Origin of the sequence: Jiangella sp. DSM 45060 (genome assembly GCF_900105175.1) — a bacterium.
In the GTDB taxonomy this organism is placed as follows: domain Bacteria; phylum Actinomycetota; class Actinomycetes; order Jiangellales; family Jiangellaceae; genus Jiangella.
The window spans coordinates 4,908,163-4,927,838 of the sequence record NZ_LT629771.1; the positions used below are offsets into that span (position 1 = coordinate 4,908,163).

The 19,676-nt window shown below is 74.6% G+C and carries 20 protein-coding genes; 7 read left to right on the forward strand and 13 right to left on the reverse strand.

The genetic code is table 11. The features are described from left to right. Window position 1: 1 nt before the first annotated feature. The 6 genes from BLU82_RS21775 to BLU82_RS21800 all read right to left on the reverse strand — a co-directional run bounded on the left by BLU82_RS21775 (window position 2) and on the right by BLU82_RS21800 (window position 5,108). Window positions 2-607, reverse strand: a complete 606-nt coding sequence (locus tag BLU82_RS21775; RefSeq protein ID WP_092623154.1) for a response regulator transcription factor — start codon at window positions 605-607, stop codon at window positions 2-4. Further along, on the reverse strand, window positions 604-1,725 hold the full coding sequence (locus BLU82_RS21780; RefSeq protein WP_197682387.1) for a sensor histidine kinase: 1,122 nt from the start codon (window positions 1,723-1,725) through the stop codon (window positions 604-606). The genes BLU82_RS21775 and BLU82_RS21780 overlap by 4 nt, the downstream gene beginning before the upstream one ends. 23 nt (window positions 1,726-1,748) lie before the next feature. Beyond that, window positions 1,749-2,462, reverse strand: a complete 714-nt coding sequence (locus tag BLU82_RS21785; RefSeq protein ID WP_092623155.1) for an ABC transporter permease — start codon at window positions 2,460-2,462, stop codon at window positions 1,749-1,751. Next, complete coding sequence (locus BLU82_RS21790; protein ID WP_092623156.1) at window positions 2,459-3,358, reverse strand: ABC transporter ATP-binding protein; 900 nt, start codon at window positions 3,356-3,358, stop codon at window positions 2,459-2,461. The genes BLU82_RS21785 and BLU82_RS21790 overlap by 4 nt, the downstream gene beginning before the upstream one ends. Window positions 3,359-3,426: 68 nt before the next feature. Next, on the reverse strand, window positions 3,427-4,371 hold the full coding sequence (locus BLU82_RS21795) for a S1C family serine protease (protein WP_092623157.1): 945 nt from the start codon (window positions 4,369-4,371) through the stop codon (window positions 3,427-3,429). A 53-nt stretch (window positions 4,372-4,424) separates the two neighbouring features. Beyond that, window positions 4,425-5,108, reverse strand: a complete 684-nt coding sequence (locus BLU82_RS21800) for a hypothetical protein (protein ID WP_157741178.1) — start codon at window positions 5,106-5,108, stop codon at window positions 4,425-4,427. Window positions 5,109-5,139: 31 nt separating this feature from the next. Between BLU82_RS21800 and BLU82_RS21805 the strand changes: the two genes are divergently transcribed. Continuing rightward, window positions 5,140-5,763 (forward strand): methyltransferase domain-containing protein, encoded by a 624-nt coding sequence (locus BLU82_RS21805; RefSeq protein WP_172885792.1) that lies wholly within the window; start codon window positions 5,140-5,142, stop codon window positions 5,761-5,763. A gap of 513 nt (window positions 5,764-6,276) precedes the next feature. On the opposite strand, the gene lysA is transcribed toward BLU82_RS21805, so the two are convergent. Genes lysA through BLU82_RS21820 form a run of 3 tightly spaced genes read right to left on the reverse strand, consistent with a single transcriptional unit; the run spans window position 6,277 to window position 9,619 of the window. Beyond that, complete coding sequence (gene lysA / locus BLU82_RS21810; RefSeq protein WP_092623160.1) at window positions 6,277-7,686, reverse strand: diaminopimelate decarboxylase; 1,410 nt, start codon at window positions 7,684-7,686, stop codon at window positions 6,277-6,279. 2 nt (window positions 7,687-7,688) lie between these two features. Further along, entirely contained in the window at window positions 7,689-9,347 is a 1,659-nt protein-coding gene (gene argS / locus BLU82_RS21815; protein ID WP_092623161.1) for an arginine--tRNA ligase, read from the reverse strand. Next, a complete protein-coding gene (locus tag BLU82_RS21820) occupies window positions 9,344-9,619 on the reverse strand; it encodes a helix-turn-helix domain-containing protein (RefSeq protein ID WP_092623162.1) in 276 nt (91 codons plus the stop codon). The genes argS and BLU82_RS21820 overlap by 4 nt, the downstream gene beginning before the upstream one ends. A 77-nt stretch (window positions 9,620-9,696) precedes the next feature. On the opposite strand from BLU82_RS21820, the gene BLU82_RS21825 reads away from it, so the two are divergent. From BLU82_RS21825 to BLU82_RS21835, 3 genes are all read left to right on the forward strand, one after another. Continuing rightward, the gene (locus BLU82_RS21825; RefSeq protein ID WP_092623163.1) at window positions 9,697-10,260 is read left to right on the forward strand and encodes a PadR family transcriptional regulator; all 564 of its coding nucleotides are present in this window, start codon (window positions 9,697-9,699) and stop codon (window positions 10,258-10,260) included. A gap of 9 nt (window positions 10,261-10,269) precedes the next feature. Further along, window positions 10,270-11,013, forward strand: coding sequence for a hypothetical protein (locus BLU82_RS21830; protein ID WP_197682388.1), 744 nt, complete (start codon window positions 10,270-10,272; stop codon window positions 11,011-11,013). Between the two features lie 69 nt (window positions 11,014-11,082). After that, window positions 11,083-12,237: a DUF418 domain-containing protein gene (locus BLU82_RS21835; RefSeq protein ID WP_092626125.1), complete on the forward strand. Its 1,155-nt coding sequence runs from the start codon at window positions 11,083-11,085 to the stop codon at window positions 12,235-12,237. 24 nt (window positions 12,238-12,261) lie between these two features. On the opposite strand, the gene BLU82_RS36405 is transcribed toward BLU82_RS21835, so the two are convergent. Both BLU82_RS36405 and BLU82_RS21845 read right to left on the reverse strand, forming a co-directional pair. Next, window positions 12,262-12,414, reverse strand: coding sequence for a DUF664 domain-containing protein (locus tag BLU82_RS36405; protein ID WP_092626127.1), 153 nt, complete (start codon window positions 12,412-12,414; stop codon window positions 12,262-12,264). A 103-nt stretch (window positions 12,415-12,517) separates the two neighbouring features. Next, window positions 12,518-13,075: a dihydrofolate reductase family protein gene (locus BLU82_RS21845; RefSeq protein ID WP_092623164.1), complete on the reverse strand. Its 558-nt coding sequence runs from the start codon at window positions 13,073-13,075 to the stop codon at window positions 12,518-12,520. 308 nt (window positions 13,076-13,383) lie between these two features. Here BLU82_RS21845 and BLU82_RS21855 point away from each other — a divergent pair, with 308 nt between their 5' ends. Together BLU82_RS21855 and BLU82_RS21860 are read left to right on the forward strand one after the other, a co-directional pair. Further along, complete coding sequence (locus tag BLU82_RS21855; RefSeq protein WP_092623166.1) at window positions 13,384-14,010, forward strand: discoidin domain-containing protein; 627 nt, start codon at window positions 13,384-13,386, stop codon at window positions 14,008-14,010. A gap of 61 nt (window positions 14,011-14,071) precedes the next feature. Next, a complete protein-coding gene (locus BLU82_RS21860; RefSeq protein ID WP_172885670.1) occupies window positions 14,072-16,879 on the forward strand; it encodes a BTAD domain-containing putative transcriptional regulator in 2,808 nt (935 codons plus the stop codon). Between the two features lie 6 nt (window positions 16,880-16,885). On the opposite strand, the gene BLU82_RS21865 is transcribed toward BLU82_RS21860, so the two are convergent. Next, window positions 16,886-17,368, reverse strand: coding sequence for a hypothetical protein (locus tag BLU82_RS21865; protein ID WP_092623168.1), 483 nt, complete (start codon window positions 17,366-17,368; stop codon window positions 16,886-16,888). Between the two features lie 228 nt (window positions 17,369-17,596). Between BLU82_RS21865 and BLU82_RS21870 the strand changes: the two genes are divergently transcribed. Continuing rightward, window positions 17,597-19,030, forward strand: a complete 1,434-nt coding sequence (locus BLU82_RS21870) for a PLP-dependent aminotransferase family protein (RefSeq protein WP_092623169.1) — start codon at window positions 17,597-17,599, stop codon at window positions 19,028-19,030. On the opposite strand, the gene BLU82_RS21875 is transcribed toward BLU82_RS21870, so the two are convergent. Beyond that, the gene (locus BLU82_RS21875; RefSeq protein ID WP_092623170.1) at window positions 19,027-19,581 is read right to left on the reverse strand and encodes a hypothetical protein; all 555 of its coding nucleotides are present in this window, start codon (window positions 19,579-19,581) and stop codon (window positions 19,027-19,029) included. The genes BLU82_RS21870 and BLU82_RS21875 overlap by 4 nt on opposite strands. Between the last annotated feature and the right edge of the window lie 95 nt (window positions 19,582-19,676).

Below are 19,676 nucleotides of genomic sequence, written 5' to 3' on the forward strand. Positions count from 1 at the left end.
GTCAGAGCCAGCCGTTGCCCTCGGCCACCCGCACCGCCTCGACCCGGTTGCGGGTGCCGGTCTTGCCGATGGCGCTGGACAGGTAGTTCCGCACCGTCCCCTCGGACAGGTACAGCCGGCCCGCCACGTCGGCGACGCTGGAGCCGTCGCGGGAGGCGCGCAGGACGTCGGCTTCGCGCGGGGTGAGCGGCGACGGGCCGGCGGCCAGCGACTCCACCGCCAGCGCGGGGTCGACGACGCGCAGGCCGGAGTGGATGCGGCGGATCGCGTCGGCCAGCTGCTCGGCCGGGCTGTCCTTGACGACGAAGCCGCCGGCCCCCGCCTCGACGGCCCGGCGCAGGTAGCCGGGCCGCCCGAACGTCGTGACGATGAGGACGCGGCACGACGGCAGCTGCTCGCGCAGGACGGCCGTCGCCGCGATGCCGTCGAGGCCGGGCATCTCGACGTCCAGCAGCGCGACGTCCGGGCGGTGCTCGAGCGCGGCGGCCACGACCTCGTCGCCGCGCGAGACCTCCGCCACGACCTCGAGGTCGGACTCCAACGACAGCAGCGCGGCCATCGCGCCGCGGACCAACGCCTGGTCGTCGGCGAGCAGCAACCTGATCACGGCACCATCTTCGCGGTCACCGTCCAGCCACCGTCGCCGGACGGCCCGGCCCGCAGCGTCCCGCCGGCCGCCTCGACCCGCTCACGCAGCCCGACCAGCCCCGACGACGCCGGCCCGGGCCGGGTGCCGTCGGCGCCGTCGTTCCAGACCTCGATCGCGCCGGACGTGACGGTGACCCGCGCGTGCGCCGCGCGGCTGTGCCGGACGACGTTGGTGACGGCCTCGCGCAACACCCAGCCGAACAGCTCGCGCCGTGCGGCCGGCACGTGATCGACGGCGCCGGGCAGCTCCGCCGCGATGCCGGCCGCCTCGAGCACCGTCGCGGCACGCACCAGCTCGGACGTCAGCGTGACGTCGCGGTAGCCGGCGACGGTGCCGCGGACGTCCCTGAGCGCCTCCCGCAGCAGCTCCTCGACCTCGCGCAGCTCGGTCCGGACGCGGTCGTCGTCGGCGCCGGCCATGCGGCGGGCCAGCTGCGCCTTCACCGTCGCCGCGGTGAGGCTGTGGCCGACGACGTCGTGCAGGTCGCGGGCGAAGCGCAGCCGCTCCTGCTCGACCGCCATCGACGCGATCTGCTCCTGCGCCCGGGTGAGGTGCAGGTTGGTCTCGCGCAGCCGGAAGATCGCGTCCGTCGCCCACGAGGAGCCGAGGATCGCCACCACGAACCAGACGCTGACCTGCCAGTCCAGCCCGAGCGACCACGGCACGAACAGCACGGCCAAGCAGATGCTGCCGATGCTGGACCACGCCTTGTGCCGCGGCATGACCATCAGGGAGACCTGGCTCAGCGCGAACCACACGACCACGCCGGACTCGCCGGCGAACCCGACCACCAGGGCGCCCAGCAGGCACAGGGCGAGGAACCCGAACCGGCGGATCCGGCACGGCAGCGGCTCGTCGCGACGCCGGGCCGACCGGGCCTGGGCGAACACGTAGTAGAACCCGGCGAAGAAGGCCACCAGCGACAGGTAGCCGAGCACCGTCCAGCCCAGCGAGTAGTGCTGCTGGTAGACGCCCACCGCGGTGGGTATCAGGATGACGATCCACACCAGCACCGCGACCAGCGGCATCAGCCGTTCGTCGTCGCGGGCCGGCGGCGCGGCCGTCTCGGTAGCCATCGGCGCCAACCTAGCGCGCACGCTCACCGCTCCGCCCGGCCGTAGCGCCAGCGGACCAGACCGGCCAGCGCCAGCGTCCACGCCGCCAGCGTGATCGCGGCGCGGACGACGTCGACGGGCTCGCCGAACGGCGCCTGCGCGAGCGCGTTGAGCCAGTACGACGGGTACCACTGCGCGACCGACTCCAGGCCGCTGGGCAGCTGGTCGATCGGCACGAACACGCCGCCGAGGAACGCGCTGCCGAGCAGCACGACCATGCCCCGCGGCTGCGCCGAGTTCGCCGAGCCGACCTGCCCGAGCAACACGCCGAGCAGCGCGAACGGGATGCTGCCCAGCCACAGCAGCAGCAACGACCCGGCCATCGCCGGCAGGTCCGCGCCGCCGCCCTGCGCCGCCAGCCCGACAGCGAACACCAGCGTCCCGGCCAACATGCCGAGCACCAGTGCGACCACACTCTTGGACAGCGCGTACGACAGCGGCCGCAACGGCGAGAGCCGCAGCTGACGGGTCCAGCCGGCGTGCCGCTCCAGCGAGACGCGGCCGCCGGACGAGATGGTCGCGGCCAGCCCGGCGAACACGCCCATCATCACCATCAGCGACGTCGTGGCGCCGGTGTCGTCGCCCCACATCGCGTTGTACAGCAGGAACAGCCCGGCTGGCAGGCCGGCGGTGAGGACCAGCGCGGCGCGGTCGCGCAGCAGCCTCCGCACCTCGAGCAGGGTGTAGGTGGTGTTCACCGGACAGTCCCCTCCGTGATCGACAGGAACGCCGCTTCCAGGTCGGCGCCGGTCACCTCGATGTCGTGTGCCCCGGGCGAGTGGGCGAGCAGCGCGCGCAGGGCGCCGTCGCCGTCGGCGGTGCGGATGCGCACGTCGGCGCCGTCGACGGTGACGGCGTCGCCGAACAGCGTGCGAAGGGTCGTCTCGTCGAGGTCCGGCACGGTCGCGCGGACGGTGCGGACGGCGACGATGGACTTGACGTGGCGCGGCGTGCCGTCGGCGACGACGCGGCCGTCGCGGAGCAGCACGACGCGGTCGGCGAACCCGTCCGCCTCGTCGAGATAGTGGGTCGCGAACAGCACGGTCCGGCCCGCGGCGACGAACCGGCGCATGGCGGCCCAGAACTCGCGGCGGGTGGCGACGTCCATCGCGACGGTCGGCTCGTCGAGGACGACGAGGTCCGGGTCCGGCACCAGCGCGAGGGCGAACCGGACCCGCTGAGTCTGGCCGCCGGACAGCTCGGTGGCGCGGCGGCCGGCGAGGTCGGCGATGCCGGCCCGGTCGAGCACCTCGGCGACCGGCAGCGGGTGCCGGTGCACGGCCGCGAACAGCGCGACGACCTCGCCGACGGTCGCGTCCTCGAGCATGGCGCCGTCCTGGAGCATGGCGCCGACCAGCCCGGCGTCGACGGCGTCGCGGGGGGTGCGGCCGAAGAGGGCGACGGTGCCCGCGTCGGGCCGGCTCAGCCCGAGGACGAGGTCGACGGTGGTGGACTTCCCGGCGCCGTTCGGGCCGAGCAGGGCGACGATCTCACCGGGAGCGATCTCCAGGTCGATGCCGTCGACGGCCGTGGTGGGACCGTAGGACTTGCGCAGCCCGGTCAGCCGGATCGCGTGCGGGGCGGGTTCTGTCATGCCTCCAGCGTCCGCCGCGGACGGCGGAAGCGGAGGTCACCGCCGTCCGGTCCTGGGCATGACAGAAGTCATGCCTGGTCGGCCAGCTCCACGGGCCGCGCGATGACGTCGACCATGGCGCCGTTGCGAAACGTGGTGATCGGTAGCGGCACGTCGATGGCGTCGGCGAACATGCGCCGCTGCAGCGCCTGCGCGTCGTCGACCGGCTGGCCGCCGACCGTGATCACCAGGTCGCCCGTGCGCAGGCCGGCGACGTCGGCCGGGCTGTTCGGCTCGACGTGCACGATGCGGACGCCGCGGGTGCGGCCGATGCGCTCGGCCAGCGCCGGCGGCACCGGTGCGGGCGCCGTCGCGACGCCGAGGAAGGCCCGTCGCACCCGGCCATCGCGCAGCAGCGTCGTGACGATGCGGTTCGTGGTGGCGTTGATCGGCACCGCCAGCCCCAGCCCGACCCCGGCGACGGCGGTGTTGATGCCGACCACCCGCGCGTCGGCGTCGGCGAGCGCGCCGCCGGAGTTGCCCGGGTTCAGCGCGGCGTCGGTCTGGATGACGTCCTCGATGATGCGCACCGTCCGCCCGCTCTGCGCCGGCATCGACCGGCCCAGCGCGCTGACCACGCCCGCCGTCACCGACCCCGACAGCCCCAGCGGGCTGCCGACGGCGACCACCAGCTGCCCGACGGTGAGCCCGTCGGCGTCGCCCAGTCGCGCCGGCGGCGGGGTGTCGCCGTCGGCGCGGACGACGGCGAGGTCGGACAGCCGGTCGCGTCCGATGACGGTGTACCCGACCTCCGTGCCGTCGGCGAATGCCGCCGTCCCCCGGGTCGTCGCGCCCACGACGTGCGCGTTCGTCAGCAGGAACCCGTCGCCGGTGAACACCACCGCCGACCCCGTGCCGACGACGCCGGTGCGGCCGCGCCGCTCCCCCTGCACCGCCAGGCTCGCGACGGACGGCAGCAGCGTGCGGGCCACCCCGGTGACCACCTGCGAATACGCGTCGAGCTCGTCGGCCACGGCGCACCTCCAGACCTCGAAGATGCAGGGTCCAACGCCGGGCGGCAGCGCCGCTACTCCCGTGTCCGCCCTGGGCGTACAGCCCGCGCCCCGAGCCGGAAGTGCGCGGCCAGGTCCGCGGCGATCGTACCGGCGTCGCGGGCGCCGTCCACCTCGACGACCCGCAGCCCGGCGGCCGCGGCCTGCGCCCGCACCTCGGCGTCCCAGAGCGCGTCCCGGTCCAGCCGCTTGGCCAGCATCGCGGCCGGGTCGTGGTCGCCCCAATTCGCACGGGCGCGGTCCGGATCTGCGTACCGCGCAGTGAGCATGCGACGACGGAAACCGGGCGTGGGCAGCAGGAACACGGCCTGCCAGGGCTCGAGCAACAGCGGTGCGACCTCGCGCGGCAGGTTGCCGAACCAGTCGACCAGCATGGGCCGGCCGGCGGGCAGCGCCAGCAGGTCCTGCGTCACGAACCCGATCGTCTCGCCGTGCCGGCTCGCCATCGCGTCGAACAGCTCGGCCGCGCTGCGACCACCCCACCACGCGCCGGCCGGACCCGCGTGCACCATGGCGTGGAACCGCGGATGCTCCTGCGCGGTGGCCCGGTCCACCCAGCCGTGCTCGGCCCGGTCGCCGTCGTACACCCGCGCCCCGTGCGCGTCGGCCAAGGCCCGGGCGACGGTGCTCTTGCCCGCGCCCGTGCCGCCGCCGATCCAGCGCACGTGCGCGAGCCGCCGGGCAAGGTCGTCGGGCACGGCGGCCAGGCTACCGGGCGGATGCGAGAGGATCGGCGCCATGAACCTGCGCTTCGACGACGTCGCCGACGATCTGCGGGCGGCTTACCGGGGTGGGGCCGGCTGGCGCGACTCGGCGCCCAAGACGGCGTGGAAGGTGGCCGAACGGGCCGCGTTCCTGGACCGGCTGCGCGCCGCCGACGCGCGCACGCTGGTCGAGATCGGGGCCGGAACCGGTCACGACGCGCTGTTCTTCCAGGACAACGGGCTGGCGGTCGTCGCGACGGACCTGACGCCCGAGATGGTCGCCGCCTGCGCGGCGAAGGGCCTGGACGCGCGCGTGATGAACCTGCTCGCGCCGGACCTGCCGCCGGAGTCGTTCGACGCGGTCTACTCGCTGAACTGCCTGCTGCACGTGCCGGACGCCGACCTGCCGGCGGCGCTGGCCGCGATCGGTGGGCTGCTGCGCCCGGGCGGCCTGTTCTTCCTCGGCGTCTACGGCGGCGACGGCTCGGCCGGCGTGCTGGCGGACGACAGCCACGACCCGCCGCGGTTCTTCTGCTGGCGCACCCGCGACCAGCTGCTCGACGCCGTCCAGCCGTGGTTCGACGTCGTCGACGTGCACGAGGTCGACACGGGCGGGCCGCCGTTCCACTCGCTGACGCTGCACCGATGATCTTGAGCAGCCCTGGCGCACGTCGGCCCAGCGAGGGCTGGGCCGGGTGCGATCGCGGAGGACTCGCCGCCGCCGGGTCGGGGCGGCAGACGGTGTCTCCGGATCGTGGAGCCGGCTATGCGCTCACCCCCATGGCGAGCGACACCGCGAGGCACACCACCAGGCCGAGTGCCAGACCGGCGACCTGATACTGACCTCGCGGGCTCACCAGCCACCTGCGCAAGCGGGCTGGTGCGCGTCGCGTCCGAGAACGGTCATCCACCCGGAATTCCACCCTTCTGATCAGGGCTTCCGGGCACGGACCGCTGCTACGGCCGACCGGGAGCCAAGAAGCTGGCGGTCCCGGCCGGGACTCCAGTTATTGAGTTGTGCCCATATGGTCGGCGCGCATCGACAACCGGTCAACCCCCGAGTTACGCTCGATTCGCGCCGGGTGAGGTGCTGCTACACCGTCGACCCCGGTAGCGGTGGGTCGCGGCGCGCTTTCGGTCCACCCGGTTCCCGCGCCGCGGCTCAGCCGACGTCCAGCGCGAGCAGGTCGTCCTCGGTCTCGCGGCGCATGATCAGCCGGGCGGCACCGGCGCGGACGGCCACCACGGCCGAGCGCGGCTGGTGGTTGTAGTTGCTGGCCATGCTGCGGCAGTAGGCGCCGGTGCCGGGGACGGCGATGAGGTCGCCCGCCGCGACGTCGCCGGGGAGGAACTCGTCCTTGACGACGATGTCGCCGCTCTCGCAGTGCTTGCCGACGACGCGCGACAGCACCGGCGCCGCCGACGAGGCGCGCGAGGCGAGCGTGCAGGAGTAGTCGGCGTCGTAGAGGGCGGTGCGGATGTTGTCGCTCATGCCGCCGTCGACGGCCACGTAGCGGCGCGACGCCCCGCCGTCGAGCGGGACGGACTTGACGGTGCCGGCCTCGTAGAGCGTGAACGTCGACGGGCCGGCGATGGCACGGCCGGGCTCGACGCTCAGCCGCGGGACGGCCAGGCCGTAGCCGGCGCACTCGTGCTCGATGATCTCGGCCAGCCCGGCGGCCAGGGCGGCCGGCGGCTGGGGGTCGTCCTGGCTGGTGTAGGCGATGCCGAAGCCGCCGCCGAGGTCGAGCTCGGGCAGCTCGACCCGGTGTTCGTCGCGGACGGCGGCCTGCAGGCCCAGCACCCGGCGGGCCGCGACCTCGAAGCCGGCGGTGTCGTAGATCTGCGACCCGATGTGCGAGTGCAGCCCGAGCAGCCGCAGCGACGGCTGCTTCAGCACCGCCCGCACGGCCTCGGCCGCCTCGCCGGAGGCGATGGAGAAGCCGAACTTCTGGTCCTCGTGCGCCGTGGCGATGTACTCGTGGGTGTGCGCCTCGACCCCGACCTTGGTGCGGACGAGGACGGCGGCCCGGGCGCCGCGGGCGGCGGCCAGCGTGGCCAGCCGCTCGATCTCTTCGAAGGAGTCGACGATGATGCGCCCGACCCCGGCGTCGAGAGCGCGGACCAGCTCGGCCACCGACTTGTTGTTGCCGTGCAGGCCGATGCGCCCGGCCGGGAACCCGGCCCGCAGCGCCACGGCCAGCTCACCCCCGGAGCAGACATCGAGGTTCAGGCCCTCGTCGGCGACCCAGCGGGCGGTCGCGACGGACAGGAACGCCTTGCCGGCGTAGTAGACGTCGGCGCCGCCGAGGATGTCGCCGAACGCGGACCGGTACGCCCGCGCCCGGGCGCGGAAGTCGTCCTCGTCGACGACGTAGAGCGGGGTGCCGAACTCGGTGGCCAGCTCCTTGACGGACACGCCGGCCACCCGCAGCACGCCGTCGTCGTCGCGGGTGACCCCGGCCGACCACAGGCCCGGGTAGAGGGCGTTGACGTCGTCGGGCTCGCGCAGCCAGGACGGTCCGCGGTGGCCGGCCTCCGCGTGCAGGGCGCCGGCTTCGTGTGCGCGCATGGTCACATCCGATCTGGTGCGTCGACGCCGAGCAGGCCCAGGCCGTTGGCAACGACCACCTTGGTGGCCTCGACCAGCCAGAGCCGGGCGCGGTGCACGTCGGTGACCTCTTCGTCGCCGATCGGCAGGATGCGGCAGGCGTCGTAGAACTTGTGGAACGCGGACGCGGTGTCCTCGAGGTACCGGGCCACCCGGTGCGGCTCGCGCAGCGCGGCCGCGGCGGCCACCACCCGCGGAAACTCCGCCAGCGCGGCCAGCAGCAGCGACTCGCGCTCGTGGTCGAGCAGCTCGGGCCGCAGCTCACCCTTGTCGACGCCCAGCTCAGCGGCGTTGCGCTGCAGCGAGGCCAGCCGCGAGTGCGCGTACTGCACGTAGTAGACCGGGTTCTCCGGCGCGTGCTTGGTGATCTGCGCGACGTCGAGGGTCAGCGGGGAGTCGGCCGGGTAGCGGCACAGCGAGTAGCGCAGCGCGTCGACGCCGGCCGCCTCGACCACCTGGCCGAGCGTGAGCATCGTCCCCGCCCGCTTGGACAGCCGCAGCTCCTGGCCGTCCTGCACGATCTTGACCAGCTGGCCGATGGGGATCTCGATGTTCTTCTCGGGGTCGTCGCCCGCGCACGCCGCCAGCGCCTTGAGCCGGCCGATGTAGCCGTGGTGGTCGGCGCCGAGCAGGTAGACGCAGACGTCGAAGCCGCGCTCGCGCTTGTCGACGTAGTAGGCGGCATCGGCGGCGAAGTAGGTGAACTCGCCGTTCGTCCGCCGCAGCACGCGGTCCTTGTCGTCGCCGAAGTCGGTGGTGCGCATCCACAGCGCGCCGTCGGCCTCGAACAGGCGGCCCTGCTGGCGCAGGACGTCGAGCGCGTGCTCGACCCGGCCGTTCTCGTGCAGGCTGCGCTCGGAGTACCAGACGTCGAAGTGGGTGCGGAAGTCGTCGAGCTGCGACTGCTGCTCGGCCAGCTGCAGGCGGTAGCCCTCGTCGCGGAACACGACGAGCTGCTCGTCGCGCGGGAGGTCGAGCAGGCCGGGGTGCTCCTTGACGATGGTGGCGGCGAGGTCGGCGACGTACTCGCCGTGGTAGCCGTCCTCGGGCACCGCCTCGCCGTGCGCCCGGGCCATGATGGACGCGCCGAACTTGTCCATCTGGGCGCCGCGGTCGTTGATGTAGAACTCGCGGGTGACGGCGGCGCCGGCGGCCTCGAGCACCCGGGCCAGCGCGTCGCCGACGGCGGCCCAGCGGACGTGGCCGAGGTGCAACGGGCCGGTCGGGTTGGCCGAGATGAACTCGACGTTCATGGTGGTGCCGGCCAGCGCGTCGCCGCGGCCGTAGGACTCGCCCGCCTCGACGACGGTGCGGGCCAGCTCGCCCTGCGCGGCGGCCGAGACGGTGATGTTGAGGAAGCCCGGCCCGGCGATGTCGACGCCGTCGACGCCGTCGACGTCGCGCAGCCGGGCGGCCAGCAGCTCGGCCAGCGCCCTCGGGTTGGTGCCCGCCTTCTTCGCCAGCTGCAGCGCGACGTTCGTGGCGTAGTCGCCGTGGTCGCGATTGCGCGGTCGCTCGACGGTCACCTGGGAGGGCACGCCGTCGGGCAGGGCGAGGTCGCCCGCGTCGACGGCGGCGGTGAGGACGTCACGTACCGCGGCGGAGAGCTGTTCGGGGGTCACCGGCCAAGCGTAGCCATCTCGGCCACTTCTCCGGCGCCCAGGCCGGTGAGCAGGTCGTCGAGGGACAGGCCGAGAACGTCGGCGACCGCCACCACGGTGAAGAAGGCCGGCGTGGGGATGCGGCCGCGCTCGATCTTGCGCAGCGTCTCGGGCGAGATGCCGGCCTGCTTGGCGACGTCGGCGATGCTGCGCTCGCCCCGCGCGGCGCGCAGCGCCAGGCCCAGCCGCTCGCCGCGTTCGCGCTCGGAGATCGTCAACGGGACTCGCACCATGCCACCGATAGTAATACCGGCCCGCGGTGTACGGTGTGACTAGCCAAATTTGGCTAGCTGCACTCGGGAGGCAGGGCATGACGTCACTGCGGCTGCTGGTCCTCGGCGCGCTGCGCCGACGCGGACGGGCGCACGGGTACCAGGTGCGCACTGACCTGGAGGCGTGGGGCGCGCACGAGTGGTCGACGGCCAGCTCGGGCTCGGTGTACCACGCGCTCAAGAGCATGGCGCGGCACGGACTGCTGGCCGCCCACGAGACCGTCGCCTCGACCGCCGGCGGTCCGCCCCGCATCGAGTACGAGCTGACCGAGGCCGGCGAGCGGGAGTACCTCGCCCTGCTGGGCCGTGCCCTGTCCGGGCACGACCGCGCCCTGGACGTGCTGACCGCGGCGGTCGGCCTGATCGAGGACCTGCCCCGCGACGAGGCGCTGCGGCTGCTCCGCGAGCGTGCCGCCGCGATGCACGAGTGGCGCGCCGCCATCACCGAGCACCTGCCGGAGGGGACCGACCTCGACACCTGGGGCCCGGTCGGCGAGGTCCTGGGGCTGTGGCTCACCACCGCCGACACCGGCGCCCGCTGGACCGACCGGCTGGTCCGGCGCCTCGAGGAGGGCGCGTTCACCATGGCCGGCGAGACCTGAGGAGGACCCGTGGCCGACGAGATCACGGTGCCGGTGCTGCCGTGCCGGTCCATCGACGAGATCGACGCGTTCTACACGATGCTCGGCTTCACCAGGACCTACTACCAGACCCGGCCGAACCCCTTCATCGCGCTGCAGCGCGAGGACCTCCGGCTGCAGTTCTTCGGGATGCCGGACTTCGTGCCGGAGGACTCCTACGGCACCTGCGTCGTCCTCGTGCCCGATACCGCGGCGCTGTTCGAGGCGTTCGCGGCGGCGATGCGCGCGGCGCACGGCAAGATCCTGGTGTCCGGGATCCCGCGCATGACCCGGCCGCGGCTGCGCAAGAACGCCGAGGGCCGCACCGGGTTCTCCGTCATCGACCCCGGCGGCAACTGGATCCGGATCATGGCCGCCACCACCGGCCCCGGTGACGACGACGTCGCCTCCGGCCGGCTGACCGGCACGCTGCGCAGCGCCGTCGTGATGGGAGACTCCCACGGCCTGCACGTGCGGGCGGCCGAGATCCTCGACGCCGGCCTGCTGCGGCACCGGGCCGCCGCGACGACGGCCGAGGTGGTCGAGGCGCTGGCCTACCGGGCCGAGCTCGCGCTGCGGGCGGACGACACCGCCGCGGCCGCCGCGGCCGTGGCCGAGGCCCGCGCGCTGCCGCTCACCGAGGGCGAGCGCGACTCGGTCGCCGACGCGCTGGCCGGCCTCGACGACGCGGAGGCGACGCTCAGGGGGCGGCCGCCGGCGGATCCGGCGACGTAGCCGATGGTCGCGGGCCGGTCGACTTTGGTCCGATGCGCGACCCGCCCGGTGCTCGGGAGGCTCGTCACCATGGCCACGACCGCGCAGGCCCGCCCCGCCGGACCCACCGCCACCGCCGAGCGCGCGCTCGGCCCCGACCTCGCGCGCGGCTTCATGCTGCTGTTCATCGCGCTGGCCAATTCGCACTACTTCCTCCGCGGCGACGTCGTCCGCGGCGGGTTCCCGATGGACGGGTCGTGGCTGGACTCCGCGGTCACCTGGCTCGTCGCCACGTTCGTCGACGGCCGGGCGTTCCCGATGTTCGGCCTGTTGTTCGGCTACGGCGTGGCGCGGCTCGTCCGGCGCAACGAGGCGCTGGGCCCGCGCGGCGTGCGGCGGCTGCTGTGGCGGCGCAGCCTGGTGCTGATCGTCGTCGGCTTCCTGCACGCCATGCTGCTCTACGTCGGCGACATCCTGGCCGCGTACGGCGTCCTGCTGTTGCTCGGCGCGTGGACGGTGCGCTGGCGGGCCCGTTGGCTGGTGCTGCTGGCCGCCGGGTTCTTCGCGCTGCTGCTGTTCCCGTCGGCCGACTCGCTGTCGATCTCCACCGACCCGCCCGACGCCTCCATGCTGTCGCCCGACCTCGCCAGCATGTTCTCCGAGCGCATCGTCGTGCAGCCCTTCGTCATGCTCGGCGGCCCCATCGGCTTCGCCTGCCCGTTCCTCGTCGGGCTCCTGGCCGGGCGGGCGCGCGTGCTGGAACGGCCGGCCGAGCACCGGCGGCTGCTCACCGTCACGGCGGTCGCCGGCCTCACGGTGGCCGTGCTCGGCGCCCAGCCGGTGGCGCTCATGCTGGCCGGCGTCACCGACGTGCCCAGCGCGTCGACGCTGGAGCTGATCGGTCCGCTGCACGACTGGTCCGGCGTGCTGGGCGGGTTCGGCTACGCGGCGCTGATCACGCTGGTCGCGGCCCGGCTGACCGGGCGCACCGGCCGGGTCACCGAGGCGATCCGCGCCACCGGCCAGCGCTCCATGACCTGCTATCTGCTGCAGTCGGTCGTGTGGGCGGCGGTGTTCACGCCGTTCCTGCTCGACCTGTCCGGCACTCTGACGGTGGCCGGGACGGCGCTGCTGGCCACGGCCACCTGGGCGGCCACCGTCGTGGTCGCCGACCAGCTGCGCCGACGCGACCGGCGCGGCCCGTTCGAGGTGCTGGTGCGCCGGGTGACGTACGGACGGCGGTAGAGGCGGCGCCGCGGGCGAGGCCGCCTACTCGCCGGTCCAGCCGTCGATGCGCTCGCGGACGAGGTCGGCGTGGCCGTTGTGGCGGGCGTACTCGCCGACCAGCTTCTGCAGGTTCCAGCGCCGTCGGTGTACTCGCCCCAGACGCCGCGCCAGGGCCCGGCCGGGCCGAGCGCCCAGGCCGCGTAGGCCCGTCCATCTCCGTCAGGTGCCGCACCAGGCCGATCAGCGACAACGACGACGGCGGCGCGGATCGGGCACACGCTCGCTCACCCGCGTCGGCCTAGCCGCGCGGGATGTCGGTGCCCGTGGGCCGGTACTCGGTGAGCACGATGCGCCCGTCGAGCACTCGGCTGCTGGTCAGCTCCAGTTCGGTGGCGGTGAGGCCGGCGAAGAACGGATCGCGGCCGGAGTCGCCCACGACCAGCGGGAACGTCATCAACCGCAGGCGGTCGACCAGGCCGGCGTCGATCAGCTGCCGGGCCAGCGAGACGCTACCCATGGTGCGCAGCTCGACGTCGCCCTCCTTCAGCCGCCGGATGTCGCCCTCGAGGTCGTGGCAGAGCCGGGTGTTCGGCCAGTCGGTCCGGGTCAGCGTGCGGGTGAAGACCACCTTCGGCAGCTCGGTCCACTGCTGCCAGCCGTCGTCGCGGGCCTGCGGCGGGATGGAGGCGAGCGCCTCGTAGGTGACCCGGCCGAGCACCACCAGCTGCGGCGCCGCCGCCTCCGAATTGATCCATTCATCCAGTTCAGGCCCCATGTAACCGAAATATCCGGGCGAGATCTCGCCGCGCGCGAACCCGTCGGCCGAGACGAAGATGTCCACCGTCAGTGTGCTCATACCGGGGTTGACCGGCGCGGCAGCGGAAACTCATCGACTCGACGACCGGCGGCGGCGTCGCGTAGCGTCACGGCGCAGCGATGAGGAGGACAAGCGTCATGGCCGTCTGCGGCTCGTGTGGGAACCGCGTCTCCGAGCTGGCCCTCGAGTGCCCCAGGTGCCGCGCCACCATCGGGGCGACGCCGGAGCCGGCGGCCTCGGCCGTTCCCCCGCCGCCACCACGCGCCGCGGTGACGCCCGTGGCGGTGCTCGCGCCGCCGGGTCCGAACCCGCCGGCGCCGCCACCGCCGCCGCCCTTGTCGGCGTCCGTGCCCAGGCCGCCGGAGCCCGAGCCGGCGCCCGAGCGCGAGCCGGTGTCGCGCACCGTCCTCGTCATCGCCGCCGCGGCGGCCCTGATCGTCGTCGCGATGATCACGGTGGCGCTGATCGCCCAGAACCCGTCCGGCGACGACGACGGCGAGGCGGCGGCCGCGGGCGAGGTCGCCGCGAACGCCGAGGTCGAGGTGCCGGGCACCGCGCCCGACGGCGTCGACAGCGCCGGCGCGACCGTCGGCTACTCCGGCGCTCACCTGGTCGACGGCGACCCGAACACCGCCTGGCGGGTCGAGGGCGACGCCGAGGGCGAGGAGATCGTGCTGACGCTGCCGGAGGCGCGCACCGTCACCGAGGTCGGCATCGTCAACGGCTACGCGAAGGTCGACGAGGAGAGCGGCGACCGCCGCTACGGCCAGAACCGCCGGGTGCTGGCCGCGACCTGGGTCTTCGACGACGGCACCGAGGCGTCCTTCGAGCTGGAGGAGACCGTCGAGCCACAGGTGTTCACGCTCGACGCGCCGGTCGAGACGACGACGGTGCGCCTTCGCCTGGACGAGGTGTCCCGTCCCGGCGGCCGCGACTTCACCGCGATCAGCGAGCTGAGCCTGACCGGCTACTGACCCATCGGCGTGTCCCCGTCAGCGAGTCGACACGCCGGGCCCGAGCCGCAATGCTGTGCCGGTGGGTTCGCAGGTGCGCATCGGGTTGCTCGGCCCGTTCGAGTTGCTCGTCGGCGGCCGGCCGGTGCATCTGGCCGGCGACCGCCAGCGCGCGGTCCTGGCCGCGCTGGCGTCGTCCGCGGGCACCGCGATCTCGGCCGACACCCTCGGCGACCTCGTGTGGGGCGACGACCCGCCGCAGTCGGTGCGGCGCACCGTGCAGACGCTGGTGCTGCGGCTGCGCCGTCAGCTGGGCACCGCGTCGATCGTCAGCCGGCCGCCCGGCTACGCGCTGATCGTCGACCCCGACCACGTCGACGTGCTCCGGTTCGACCGCCTGCTGCACCGCGCCGGCGTCCTCGCCGATCCGGCCGCCGAGCTGCGCGCCATCGACGACGCGCTGCGGCTGTGGCGCGGCGCACCGTACGGCGACGCCGCGGCCGGCCGGCTGGAGGAGCTCGAGGCGCCCCGCCTCACCGAGCGGTACCTGCGGGCGCTGGAACGCGCCACCGACCTGCTGCTCGACGGCGATGTCGGCGCGGAGGCGGGGCTGGCCGGAGGCATCGCGGAACGGGTCCGCGCCGAGACCGAGCGGCACCCGCTGCGCGAGTCGCTGTGGGCCCGGCACCTGCGGCTGCTCGAGGCGGCCGACCGCGGCGCCGAGGCGCTGACGACGTACGAGGCGGTCCGGGTCCGGCTCGCCGACGAGCTGGGCGTCGACCCCGGGCCGGAGCTGCGCCGGCTGCACGCGCGGCTGCTGCGCCAGCCCGATCCCGCCGCCACGGCCCCCGTCGCCACGCCCGCGCCGCCCCGGGTCCGTCAGCTACCCGCCGACCTCGAACTGGTCGGCCGCGAGTCCGCGCTCGCCCAGCTCGACGACGCGATGGGGATCGGCCTCCCGCCCGCCGCGGGTGCCCGGCTGGCCGCCGTGACCGGACCGGGCGGCGCAGGCAAGACGGCGCTGGCCGTGCATTGGGCACACCGTATGCAGTCGGCGTTCCCGGACGGCCAGCTCTTCCTCGACCTGCGCGGCTTCTCCGCCGACCCGCCGCTGGAGCCCGGCGCGGCGCTGGGCTCGCTGCTGAGCAGCCTCGGCGTGCCACCAGAGCAGCAGCCCGACGACGTCGACGCGCGGGGCGGGCTGTACCGCTCGCTGGTCGCCGACCGCCGCATCCTGGTGCTGCTCGACAACGCCCGCGACTCCGCGCAGGTCCGGCCGCTGCTCCCCGGCGGAGCGGGCCGGGCGATCGTCACCAGCCGCGGCGCGCTGCGCGGGCTGTCCGCGCGCGAGGGCGCTCGCGGCGTGCTCGTCGGCGAGGTGACGCCCGCCGACGCCACGTCGCTGCTGCGGGTCAGGCTGAGCCGCCACGGCGTCACGCTCGCCGAGCCCGTCCTCGCCGAGCTGGCGCAACTGTGCGGACGGCTGCCGCTCGCGCTGGTCATCGCGGCCGAGTACGTCGCCGCCCAGCACGAGGTGGGCGCCGACCTGCTGGTCCGGCGGCTGCGCGAGCAACGCCACCGCCTCGACGCGCTGGACGAGGACGGCGACGACCCGATGGCCAGCGTGCGGTCGGTGTTCTCGTGGTCCTACGCCGCCCTCGACGCAGACACCGCGCACACGTTCCGGACGATGGCCTGGCTGCTGCCGCTGGACTTCGGCGCCGACCTGGCCGCGGCGGTGACCGGCCGGCCGGCGTCGCAGGCGGCCCGCATCCTCGACCGCCTCGCCGGCCTGAACCTCGTCACGGCGTCCGGCGGCCGGTACCAGGCGCACGACCTCGTCCGCATCGACGCCGCGGAGCGGGCCGAGCGCGAGGACGACCAGCACGAGCTCGACGCGGCCGAGTCGCGCTGCCTCGACTGGTACCTGTACTCGCTGCGCAACGCGGTGGACGTCATCAAGCCGATCGACCACCGAGCCGCCACCCTGTACTTCCCCGACCCGGCGGTGCGGCCGCTCACGTTCGACGACCCGGTCGCCGCGCGCGCCTGGTGCGTGACCGAGGCGCGGGCGCTGATGTTCCTGACCCGCCGCGCCCACGACTTCGGCCGCTACGGCTACGTCTGGCGGCTGGCCTGGCAGCTCGGGCGGTTCCTGCAGCTCGCCGCCCACAGCGACGACAACGTCGGGCTGGCCCGGCTCGCCGTCGACGCCGCGGCGCACGTCGACGACGACGCCGCCGGGTACATCACGGCGAACCACCTCGGCAACGCGCTCAAGCAGGCCTGGCTGCCGGAGGCGGTGCCCTGGTACCAGCGGGCGCTGGACGGCTGCCGCGCGGCCGACGACCCGGGCACGGAGTCGGTCGTCCTCATGAACCTCGGCTCGGCCGTCCACGCCGCCGGCGACGTCGAGGGCGCCGTCGAGCACTTCGCCGCCGCCCTGAACGCGGCCCGGCGCTGGGAGACCACCGACCCGCGGCGGTCCATCCTGTCGCCCAACTTGGCGGCGCTGCACCTCAACCTCGGCAACTCGCTGACCGCGCTGGAGCGCCACCCCGAGGGGATCGAGCACACCGCGCAGGCGCTCGACCTGGCCCGGGCCGACGGCAACCGGATCATCGAGGGCATGTCGCTGGGCAACCTCGCCGAGAGCTACGCGGCCCTCGGCGACTACACCCTCGCCGAGACCCACTGTGCGCGCGCCGCCGCCGTGCTGCGGTCGATCTCCGCCTCCGACGGCCTGGTCGACGTCCTGCTCACCACCGTCCAGGTGATGACGGCGACCGGCCGCCCCGACGCCGCCCGGGCCGCGTACGACGAGGCCATGGCGATCCTGCGCGGCAGCGACGATCCGCGGGCGGGCGCGCTGGCCGCCGCGCTGCGCTGAGCCGCGTCAGCTGCCGGGACGGAACACGTCGCAGGTGCCGGTCCCGGTGCCGCCGTACCAGGCGCCGAGGCTGGAGCCGTACGGCGTGCGGAAGTCCTTCCAGTACGACTCCGGACCGGTCGCCAGGTAGTAGTCGCCGATCATCACCCGGTGCTGCTGGCCGTCCGCACTGGTCCAGTACGCCTGCCAGACGTAGGGGTCGCCATTGACGCCGCACCGGCCCGAGGTGTCGCGGTACCAGTAGCGGATGTACACGCTGTTGCCGTTGTAGAGCGTGTAGGTGCGGCCGGTGATGCGGTCGTAGACCCGGACACCCGACGCCGGCGCGCTGGTGACGGTGGTGCACGTCTCCGTGGTGGTGGTGCCCTGGCAGTGCCAGAGGCTGGCGGCGCCGGCCGGGCCCGCGGCGACCACGAGCGACGTGGCGGCGCAGGCGGCCGCGGCGATGAGGCCGGCGGCGCGGCGGCGCAGGCGGGTGGTGGCGGACATGACGGTCTCCTCGCGGGCGGGTGGCGGTGCCGGTCGGCACGGCACGAGTCCACGGCCGGCGTCCGGCGACACCAAGGGCCGATCGCGCGGGCCGGGCGGCGGACGGTCACGGATCGGCCACGTGAGCAGCGCGGACGTGCGGGGTGAAGTCGTCGCGACGCCGACACGACGCCACGCGCGAGTTGGCTGCTGCTGTCAGACCACTCTCGCAGCCGATGGGACCGCTCCTTGCCACGCCGGATCAACCTCCACGTCCCTCTCGCCGGTGACCGCGACCTCTCCGGCCAGATCCACCGGCGCATCCGGCAGGCGATCCTGGACGGCCTGCTGGAGCACGGCCAGCTGCTGCCGTCGACCCGCGACCTCGCCCACCAGCTGTGTGTGTCCCGCACCACGGTGGGGACGGCCTACGACCGGCTGCTCGCGGAAGGACTGGTGAAGGGGCGGGTCGGGGTGGGGACGTTCGTGACGGCGAGCCCGGCGCGACGGTCGCGGACGGCGCCGCCGCCGTCGCCGCTGCGGCCGGCCCGGCTGTGGGCCACGCTGCCGGCGTCGCGCGGCGCCGCCACCGCCGACGCCCGGTTCGACCTGCGGCCGGCGCGCCCGGACCCGCGGCAGTTCCCGTTCGCGACGTGGCGCTCGGAGCTGTCGCGGCACACGAACGCCGACGCGCTGCGGGCGGCGGACGGGCCGGGTGGGGTGGGCGGGCCGGCGGCGTTGCGCTCGGCGCTGGCCCGGCACCTCGGCGTCGTCCACGGGATCGACGCGGAGGCGGAGGACGTCGTCGTCACCACCGGGTCGCGGCAGGCCGTCGAGCTGGCCGCGCGGGTGCTGCTGGAGCCCGGCGACCTGGTGGCCGTCGAGGAGCCGGGGCACCGCGACGTCGCGGCGCTGTTCACCAGCCTCGGGCTGCGGGTGGTCCCGGTCCCGGCAGACGGCGACGGGCTGGTCGTCGACGCGATCCCGTCCGGCGCGCGCTGCGTCTACACGCGGCCGGCCCGGCACTTCCCGCTCGGCCTGACGCTGTCCGACGGCCGCCGGCGGGCGCTGCTGGACTGGGCCGCGCGGGCCGGCGGCGTCGTCGTCGAGGACGGCCACGACGGCGAGTTCCGTCACATCGGACGCCCGCTCGACCCGCTGCGCGCGCTGGACCCGTCCGGCCGGGTGCTCTACGTCGGCTCGCTGTCCCGGCTGCTGCGCCCGGACGTGTGCGTCGGCTACCTCGTGGCGCCCGCTCCCCTGCACGCCGCGCTGCACAAGGCCCGGCGGGTGCTGGACCCGTCGCCGCCGACGCCGGTGCAGCTGGCGGCCGCCGCGTTCCTCCGCGACGGGCAGCTGTCCCGGCACGTCCGGCGGATGCGGACGGTCTACGCCGAGCGGCGGGAGCGGATGATCGGGGCCGCCACGCGGCGCCTGGGCGAGCACGTCGTCGTCCATCCCGCGCCCGCCGGCCTCGACGTCCCCGCCCTGTTCCGCGACCCCCGCCTCGACGACGTCGAGGTCGCCCGCCGCGCGGCCACGGCCGGCGTCAGCGTCGCCGCGATCTCCGACCTCACGCTGACCGGCCGGTACCGCGGCCTGCTGCTCGGCTTCGGCGCCCTGCCCGCCGGCCGCGTCGACGAGGCCGTCGCGCTGCTGCGCCTCGCCCTCGACGCGTCCTAGAGCCGCAGCACGATCGCGGCGGCCACGACGACGTCGACGACGGCGCACCATTCGGCGAACGAGCGGGCCACCACCCGGTTCAGCGTCAGATGGACGACGTCCCACACGCCGTGGAAGAACCACCCGGCCGCCACCAGATACCGTCCCACCGCCGGGTCGACCACCAGCCCGGCCAGGGCGAGGCCGCCGAACACCAGCATGCCGACGGCCTGCAGACGCACCGTCCCGTCCCGTCGCAACCGGCCGCCCACGGCGTTCCACACCAGCACGACCAGCGCGACCGCCCAGAACACCGCGCCGGGCGAGATCAGGTCCACCGCGCGGAGCAGGAAGATCACCGCGAACCCGGCCCCCAGCAGCGGCCACGTCGCGCGCCGTCGCTCCAACGTCGCGACGACCAGGTACAGCAGCGGCAGCAACGGCAGGATCTCGGCGAACCCCCTCATCCCGTCGTCGGTGCCCGCACCGCCGGCCATCAGGAGGGACATGCCGAGGCCGAGTGCGGCGGGCCAGCGTGCGGCGATGCGCCGGTACCAGGGTGTCGTCGTCATGTCCCCAGGCTCGGGCCGATCCGCGCAGCGCCGTAGATGCGCGGCGTCACCGCCCCACCATGCGTTCCGCACGGCCGGACCGTGCGGGGACCGGT